This is a genomic window from Paraburkholderia sp. SG-MS1 (genome assembly GCF_012275575.1).
GTDB lineage: Bacteria > Pseudomonadota > Gammaproteobacteria > Burkholderiales > Burkholderiaceae > Paraburkholderia.
Window position 1 is genome coordinate 1 of record NZ_NPIH01000146.1, and the last position, 8,662, is coordinate 8,662.

The 8,662-nt window shown below is 67.6% G+C and carries 4 protein-coding genes; 1 reads left to right on the forward strand and 3 read right to left on the reverse strand.

What is annotated here, in order from left to right; genetic code table 11:
* The coding region (locus CIC12_RS11555; protein ID WP_168664249.1) for a YhdP family phospholipid transporter at positions 1-2,811 on the reverse strand (2,811 nt) is incomplete at its 3' end.
* Between the two features lie 145 nt (positions 2,812-2,956).
* Between CIC12_RS11555 and glnE the strand changes: the two genes are divergently transcribed.
* A complete protein-coding gene (gene glnE / locus CIC12_RS11560; RefSeq protein WP_168664252.1) occupies positions 2,957-5,794 on the forward strand; it encodes a bifunctional [glutamate--ammonia ligase]-adenylyl-L-tyrosine phosphorylase/[glutamate--ammonia-ligase] adenylyltransferase in 2,838 nt (945 codons plus the stop codon).
* Positions 5,795-5,923: 129 nt separating this feature from the next.
* Here glnE and recN read toward each other — a convergent pair whose 3' ends face one another.
* On the reverse strand, positions 5,924-7,588 hold the full coding sequence (gene recN, locus CIC12_RS11565; protein ID WP_168664250.1) for a DNA repair protein RecN: 1,665 nt from the start codon (positions 7,586-7,588) through the stop codon (positions 5,924-5,926).
* A gap of 82 nt (positions 7,589-7,670) precedes the next feature.
* On the reverse strand, positions 7,671-8,573 hold the full coding sequence (locus tag CIC12_RS11570) for an NAD kinase (protein ID WP_168664251.1): 903 nt from the start codon (positions 8,571-8,573) through the stop codon (positions 7,671-7,673).
* Positions 8,574-8,662: the final 89 nt, after the last annotated feature.

Here is an 8,662-nt window from a genome sequence, read left to right on the forward strand (position 1 = left end):
GATCGGGCCGAACGTCAGGTCGGCGCGTTCCAGGCCGGCTTCGCCCGGCGCTGCGGCCGGCTTGACGGCGAAGTGCAGCGGCATGGGCGCGCCGGCCGGCTTGGCGAACGGCGCCGGGAAGTCGAGCGCGAGGCCGGTCAGATCGGAGGTCGCGCTGACTTCCGGCAAGCTGCCCTTGGCGCCGCGCACGTTCAGCGCGTAGGGCGCCGTGCCACTCAGGCGCGTGAGCACCTGAGCGGCCGGACCGTGCAGATCGAGGCCGCGCGCCGCGTCGACGGCGATATGGCCGTTGAGCGCCAGCGCGTACGTACCGTTCTGCCGCAGTCCGCCGTCGGCATGCACGTCGCCGCCGAGGAACTGCCCGGAGAGCCGGTCGAGCTCGGCCGTGCGTTCGGTGAAACGCACCCGGCCGTTCAGTTGCGACAGCGGCGGCACGCGCGGCACGCTCAGCCGGTTGTTCAGGAAGCCGACCGCGCCTTCCACGCCGATATGCGGTTTCGGCGTGCGCGGCACCGTCAGCTTGAGCGCGAGTGACGCGGGCCCTTCGGCGCGAATCTTTTCGGTCTGGTGCCGGGCCATGATGCCGAGCGAGCTGCCGTTCACGTAGTCGAGCATGTCGGCGAGCGGCCCGCGCCCATTACCCTGGATGACGAGATTCGAGCCCCGGTTGCCGAGGTCGTCGATCCTGCCGTTGACGCCGGTCAGCGCGACGCGCCTGTACCGCCCGCGGGCGATGTCGAAGCGCATCACGTTCTGCTTGAGTTCGAACACGCCGTCGATGCCGTCGAGCGGCGGCCACACGTTCGGCGTGCCGTTGCGCATCTTGCGCGGCGGGTAGGGCGAAGGATCGAACTTGCCGCCCCTGAACGGCGCGACGATATGGAAGATGCCGGCGTCGGGATCGCGCGAGTATGGGAACTTGGTCAGGTCGCCGTGCACTTCGATCGTCGCGCCCTGCGAGATGCCCGCCTGCAGCCCGTGGCCCAGATAGATGCGCAGCTTTTCAGTAATGCTGGTCGGCAGATAGCGGGCGATGCGCGTCACCTGGGCGCGCTGGAAGTCGGCCTTCAGGTCCAACGAGCCACGGCCGTGGCCGGGGTTGCTATAGCTGGCGCTTGCGGTGGCCGCGACGTCCGCGTTCGAGACCGCGAAATCGGCCACCTTCACCGCGAACCCCGGGCGGTTCTCGCCGGGCGCCTTCGGCGTGATGGTCCAGTCGGCGCGGCCATGCAGACGGTCGAGCTTCAGGCGCGGATCGTCGAACACGCCCGGCAGCGTGATGGCCACATTGGACGTGTCGAGAAGCGCGGTACCGTGGCTTTCGTCGGCGTCGACGCTGCCCCACAGATTTTCGATGCCGGGGATGCCCGCGCGCGGGTGGTTACGAGCGGTGAGTCCAGGCGGCGGTTCCTGGGCGGCCACGCTGATGCCTTGCAGATCGCCCTTGAAGCGATAGCGCTCGATCGGCTCCGCGCCGGTCGCGTGACGATCGCCGCCCACTTCGCCCGACTCCGGCTTGCCGCGCTCGACCTCGATCACGTAGTTGGCCATCAGGCCGCGCGGATTGAAGCGCACCAGGTTGTTCAGCAGACGCCGCGGCAGCGGCAGCGCGCGGCTGAATTCCGCGAGGATGCCCAGGTCGACGCGGTCGCCGGCGACGCTCACGAGCTGCCCGTGCTGCTGCGACGCCGTCCGGTAGCGGCCGTCGAGCGCCGCGAACTGGAGGGTGCGGGTGAGCGGCGTGCCGTCGTCGAGTGGCGGCTGGCCGAGTTCGGCGCGCAGGTCCGTGAGTTGCAGCCGGTAATCGCCCTGCTGGGCGACATCGAGGCGCCACGAGAAGTGAGCGACCGGCAGCAGCAGCTTGGGCTGCGTCGGACGCACCCGCAGCGCGACGTCGGCGCCGTTCAGCTTGCCGCTCGCCGTCTTCATGCGGCCCTCGGAGAAGTCGGCCCAGATCGCGTTGTCGATGCGGCCGGCAAACGTCTCGATCGGGAAGTCGATGTAGCGCGCGAGCGTCGGCAGATCGACCGGGCCCGTCGACATGTACACCTGCCCGGTCCAGTTGATCGGCTTGCCGATCGCGCTGAGCGGCGCGTGCCTGAAATGCGTGCGGAAGTCGATCGGGCCGTGCAGCACCTGGCCGTCGGCGGGTGCCTGCAACGCGAGCCGGTGGTCGTAGCCATCGTTCAGAATCGCGATGCGGATGTCGCGCAGCGCGAGCTCCGGCGCGGCGTGTTGCGCATCGCGCCAGCGCAGCACGCCGCCGCGCAGCACGATCGCTTGCTGGCGCAGCAGCCAGGTGGAGAGCGTGTCGTTGCCGCTATGCCGGGTCGGCACCGGCACGCCGGCGACCGACAGCACGCCGTCGGCGTTGCGCGAGACCAGCACGTCGGGTTGGTCGACGATCAGGCTGGAGAGCGCCGGATGAAACTGCCAGAGCGATCGCCACGACAGCGTGGCGGTGGCGTGCGGAATCGTCAGCGCGGGTTTGCCTTCGTGATCGCGAATCACGAGGTTGGTCACGTCGACGCCCGGCTGAAAACCGCTCCAATGCGGCGCCAGCTTGCCGATGGTGAACTGCGTGCGCAGCTTCCCGGAAACGATCGCTTCGATGCGCGGGCGCAACGAGTCGATGCGCGGCAGCACGACGTAGCGCAAGCCGAGAAACAGTGTCGTGGCGATGAAGTAGAGGACCAGCGCGATGACAAGGACGACGCGCAACGTCCGACGCAACACGATGTGGTCGTGTCCGCGCACAGGTCCGACCTGCCCGGGTTCGTGCTGCTCGGCGGATTCGTTTCGCTCGGACATGCTGCGGCGGGTGGGCGATATGGTAGTTTTGCGAATTAACGACGAAATGTAACACACGGCAAAGGGTCGGCGGACTTCCGGCAAACCCTGTCTCCACGCCGCCTCAAGGCGTGCATCGGTGCCCCGGACCGAGGTGTTACAGCGGATCGAACCACGCTATTCAAGCAACGAGCGAGCCAGACCTTTGATGACTGACGCCACACTCCTGAGTTCCAGCTATTCACACTACGCCGCGCGCGCCGCCGCAGCCCGTCCGGCACTCGTCGCGCACGTGGCGGCGCTGGCGAGCGCACCGCTGACCCGCGAACGCATCGACGCGCGGTTCGACGCGTTGTGCGCCGAAGCGGCCGGCGCAGCCAGTGCGCCACTGAACGAGGATGCACTCAAACGGGCCTTGCGCCAACTGCGTACCGAGGTGTTTTGCGCGGTGATGGAGCGCGATCTGGCAGGCAAGGCAGACATCGCCGAAGTGACCGGGGCGATGACCGATCTGGCGGAAACGACGATCCAGCGTGCGCTCGCGGTGCTGTCCGCCGAGCTGGAAACGCTCTATGGCGAACCACGCGGCCCGCAGGGCGAGCGGCTCACGCTTGGCGTGGTCGGCATGGGCAAGCTGGGTGGGCGCGAGTTGAACGTGTCGTCGGACATCGACCTGATCTTCGTCTATGAAGAGGACGGCGAGACGGCGGGCGGCCAGCGGTCGCCGATTGCGACGCAAGACTTCTTCACGCGGCTCGGCAAGCGTCTGATCGGCGCGCTCGCCGAAGTGACCGCCGACGGCTACGTGTTCCGGGTCGACATGCGCCTGCGGCCGAACGGCGACTCCGGGCCGCTCGTGTGCAGCATCGGCATGCTCGAAGAGTATTTCTACGTGCAGGGCCGCGAGTGGGAGCGCTATGCATGGATCAAGGGGCGCCTCGTGTCGGAAGGCGCGAGCGACGCGGCGCAGCGGTTGCAGAAGCAGCTCGACGCGATCGTCACGCCGTTCGTCTATCGCCGCTATCTCGACTTCGGCGTGATCAGCGCGATTCGCGCGCTGCATCTGCAAATTCGCCAGGAAGCGCAGCGTCGCGCGTCGATGCGGCCCGACAAGGCCGACGACATCAAGCTCGGGCGCGGGGGCATCCGCGAAATCGAATTCAGCGCGCAGGTATTCCAGCTGATTCGCGGCGGGCAGGACGCGGGCTTTCGCGTGCGGCCGACGCTCGCCGTGTTGCGGCACGCGGCCGCGCATGGGCTGCTGGACACGTCGGTGTGCGAGAAGCTGTCGGTCGCTTACCGGTTCCTGCGCGAACTCGAGCACCGTCTGCAATACCGCAACGATGCGCAAACCCACGCGATGCCCGTCGACCCCGAAGAGCGCGCGGCGCTTGCGCACACGATGGGTTGCGACGACTACGCGGCACTGATGGCGAGGCTCGATGCGCATCGCGAATTCGTCGAGCAGCAGTTCGACCAGATTTTCGCCGATAAGGTGAGCGGCCGCGATGGCTGCGGTGCGCCTGAAGACGGCGCTGCCGCATGGGTGTGGAGCAGCGCGCTCGCTGACGACAGCGCCGATGAAGCATTGCGCGCGCGTCTCATCGAACTCGGTGTGGCCGAGCCGGGCGATCTGCTCGCGCGCTTGCGCGCGGTGTGGCAGTCGTCCCGTTACACGGGGCTCGCCGAGCGTAGCCGGCAACGTTTCGACATCGTCGCGCAGCGAGCGCTGGAAGCCGCGCGTACCCTCGAGCCGCCCGAGCGGCGCGGCGACACGGTCGCGCGCCTGTTCGATCTGCTCGAAGCGGTGAGCCGGCGCGGCGCCTACCTTGCGCTGTTGACCGAGTATCCGCAGGCGCTGCATCAGGTGCTGTCGGTGCTGGGCGGCTCGCGCTGGGCAGCCGGTTATCTGATTCGCCACCCGCAGCTGCTCGACGAACTGCTGGACGACGAAGCGATCAACAGTCCATTCGACTGGCCGGAGTTCAAGCGCACGCTGCGCTTGCGGCTGGCCGCCGCCGACGGCGTGGAGCAGCAGATGGATCTGCTGCGCCACGCGCATCAGGCCGAGGTGTTCCGCATTCTGCTGATTGATCTCGCCGGCAAGCTGAGCGTCGAGCACGTGAGCGACCGGCTGTCGGAGCTTGCCGACGCCGTGCTCGACGTCACGCTCGAAGCGGTCTGGAAACAGTTGCCGAAGCGTCACCGCGAGGTGCCGCGCTTTGCGGTGATCGCCTACGGCAAGCTGGGCGGCAAGGAACTGGGCTACGCGTCCGACCTCGACGTGATCTTCCTGTACGACGATGCCGACGACGCCGCGGCCGACGTCTACGCCACCTACACCCGCCGCCTGATCACCTGGCTGACCACCGCGACCGGCGCCGGCACCTTGTTCGATGTCGACCTGCGCTTGCGCCCAAACGGCGAATCGGGTCTGCTCGTCACCGACCTGGACGCGTTCCGCCGCTACCAGTTGCGCGAAGGCGACGCGGCCAACACCGCGTGGGTCTGGGAGCACCAGGCGCTGACCCGCGCGCGCTACTGCGCGGGCGATGCCGGGATCGGCGCGAAGTTCGAGGCGATCCGCGAACAGGTGTTGACGACGCCGCGCGACGCGGCGCCGCTCGCGAAGGAGATCGTCGAGATGCGCGAGCGCGTCGGGGCGGGGCATCCGAACCACACCCCGGCGCTGTTCGATCTGAAGCACGACCGTGGCGGGATGGTCGATATCGAATTCACCGTGCAGTACTGGGTGCTGCTGCACGCGGCCCGCGATCCCGAGTTGATCCGCAATACCGGCAACATCGCGTTGCTGCGCGAAGTGTCGCGCTTCGGGCTGATGAGCGAGGCGGAAGCCGAGACGGTCGGCGCGGCGTATCGCACGTATCGCAAGTTGCAGCACAAGCTGCGGCTCGACGGGATGGAGAAGGCGCGCGTCGATCCGGCGCTGGTCGAGACCGAGCGTGAGGCGGTGCTGGCGTTGTGGAAGCGGGTGTTCGGGTGAGGGTGTGCTGCGCGACTTGAGCGCGCGGCGGCGGGCGTAATCGACCGACACTTCTGCTCACGACGTGTGCAGAAGTGTGTGTCGACGGCCGCGCAAGCGCCAGGGTGAGCGCCCTGCGGCTGCGCCGTTTCAGGCCGCCAGCATTTCCTTTGCGTGCTTGCGCGTGGTTGCGGTGATTTCCAGGCCGCCGAGCATCCGCGCCACTTCCTCGACCCGGCTCGCCTTGTCGAGTGAGATTACGCTGCTCACCGTGCCGCCTTTCCCGTTGCCGGCTTTCGCCACCTGGAAATGGTGGTCGCCGCGTGCGGCGACTTGCGGCAAATGGGTCACGCACAGCACCTGGCGCGCTTGCCCGAGCTGATGCAACAGCCGCCCGACCACTTCGGCGACGCCGCCGCCGATGCCCGTATCCACTTCGTCGAAGATCAACGTCGGTGTCGGGCTGGCCGCGCTAGCGATGACCGCGAGCGCGAGGCTGATACGCGCCAGTTCGCCGCCCGAGGCGACCTTGGCGAGCGGTCGCAGTGGCACGCCGGCGTGGCCCGCGACGCGGAACTCAACCTGCTCCAAACCATGCGCGCCGCCTTCGGGCAGCGGCACCAGCGCGACTTCGAAGCTGCCGCCTTTCATCGACAGTTCCTGCATGCCCGTGGTGACCGCCGTGCCCAGCGCGGTGCCGGCTTTCGCACGCGCCTTCGAGAGTTTCTTCGCCTCGGCCAGGTACGCTTCCCTGGCCTTCGCCTCTGCGGCGTGCAGACTGTCGAGATCGGCGGCGGCGTCGAGCGCGTCCAGTTGCGCTCGCCGCGCCTGATGTTCGTCGGGGAGCGTCTGCGGCTGCAGGCGGAATTTGCGCGCGGCCGAGTGCAGCGCGTCGAGGCGCTTTTCGACTTGCGCGAGGCGGTCCGGATCGAGTTCGAGCTTTTGCGCGTAATGACTCAGCGAGTACGCCGCTTCCTGCAACTGGATTTCGGCGGGCTCGAGCGCGGCGAGGACGTCGTTCAGCGCAGGATCGATCTCGGCCAGGTTGCGCACCTTCGACACGATCGACGCAAGGTGCGTGATCATCGCCTCGTCGGACTCGGACAGCGCGCCGAGCGCGCCTTGCACGCCGTCGATCAGATTGGCCGAATGCGACAAACGATGGTGCTCGGCGTTGACCTCTTCCCATTCGCCCGCTTGCGGCGCGAGCTTGTCCAGTTCGGTGAGCTGCCAGGCGAGGCGCTCGCGCTCCAGCTGCAACTCACGGTCGCGGGTCTGTGCGTGCTCGACCGCCTGAACCTTCTCGCGCCACGTGCGCCACGCGCGCGTGACGGTGGCGGCGGTGTCCGACAAACCCGCGTGGGTATCGAACAGTTCGCGTTGCGCGTCGGGGCGCATCAGCAACTGGTGCGCGTGCTGGCCGTGTATGTCCACCAGCATCTCGCCCACCTCGCGCAACTGCGCGAGTGTCGCCGCCGTGCCATTGATGAACGCGCGCGAGCGGCCGTTGGCGTCCACCACGCGCCGCAGCATCACGGTGCCGCCATGCTCGTCGCTGCCGGCGCCGAGCGCCTGCTCGTCGAGCCATTGCTCGACCTGCGCATGGGTCTCGAACTCCGCGGTGATGTCGGCGCGGCTCTCGCCGGTGCGTACGACGCTCGCGTCGGCGCGCGCGCCGAGTGCGAGCGCCAGCGCGTCGATCAGGATCGACTTGCCGGCGCCGGTTTCGCCCGAGAAAACAGTAAAGCCGCTGTCGAATTCGAGGTCGAGCGCGGCGACGATGACGAAGTCGCGTATCGAGAGGTGGCGAAGCATGGAGGTGGTCTGATGAGCTTGAAATTCAGGTTTCGGCAGCGGCGGTAGCTTGGGCCTTGGCGTTCCAGCGTGACTACGCCGCTCAGGGCTTGGGATCTTCTTCGTGCGACGGGTATTCGTTCCAGTGCAGCTTCTTGCGCAATGTGGCGTAGTAGCTGTATCCCACCGGATGCAGCATCGGCACCGTATGACGCGAGCGGCGCACCTCGATCGTGTCGCTCAACTCAAGTGAGGTGAACGACTGCATGTCGAAATTGACGTTCACTTCGCGCCCGGAGACGATCTGGATGCTCACCTTCGATTCGTCCGGCAGCACGATCGGCCGGTTCGACAGTGCGTGCGGCGCGATCGGTACGAGCACGATGCCCTGCAACTGTGGATGCAGGATCGGCCCCTGCGACGACAGTGCGTAAGCGGTCGAGCCGGTCGGCGTGGCGACGATCAGGCCGTCCGAGCGCTGGTTATACATGAAGCGCCCGTCCACCGAGACGTGCAGTTCCGCCATCCCCGAAAAGCCGCTGCGGTTGACCACCACGTCGTTGAAGGCCAGCGCGTGGTAGATCGGATTGCCGTCGCGCATGATGCGCGCTTCGAGCAGCAGGCGTTCTTCGCGCTCGAAATTGCCGGCCAGCATTTGCGGCACGATCTCGCGCATGTCGGAGATCGGGATGTCTGTGATGAAACCGAGCCGCCCATGGTTGATGCCGATGAGCGGCGTGCGGTACGGCGCAAGCTGACGGCCGATGCCGAGCATCGTGCCGTCGCCGCCCAGCACCACGGCGACGTCGGCACGCGCGCCGATCTCGGCGGGACGCAGCGCCGGATAGTCGGTGATGCCGATTTCCGCGGCGGTGTCGGCCTCGAACACGACTTCGAAGCCGCGTTTTGCAATGCACGAGGCGAGCGCGGTCAGCGGCTCGCCGATACCTGGCGTATTGTTGCGCCCGATGAGCGCGACGGTCTTGAACTGGCTGGTCACTTGCATGCCGGCATTACACCATAGGTGGGGCCTGAAAAGAACCGCAGACAGACCCGGTGGCGGGCCGGCATGGCGGGGCGCCGGCGCATGCCGCG

Excerpts from the sequence above, each read along its gene's own strand:
- recN (WP_168664250.1), bottom strand. The coding sequence starts at position 7,588 with ATGCTTCGCCACCTCTCGATACGCGACTTCGTCATCGTCGCCGCGCTC.
- CIC12_RS11570 (WP_168664251.1), bottom strand. The coding sequence starts at position 8,573 with ATGCAAGTGACCAGCCAGTTCAAGACCGTCGCGCTCATCGGGCGCAAC.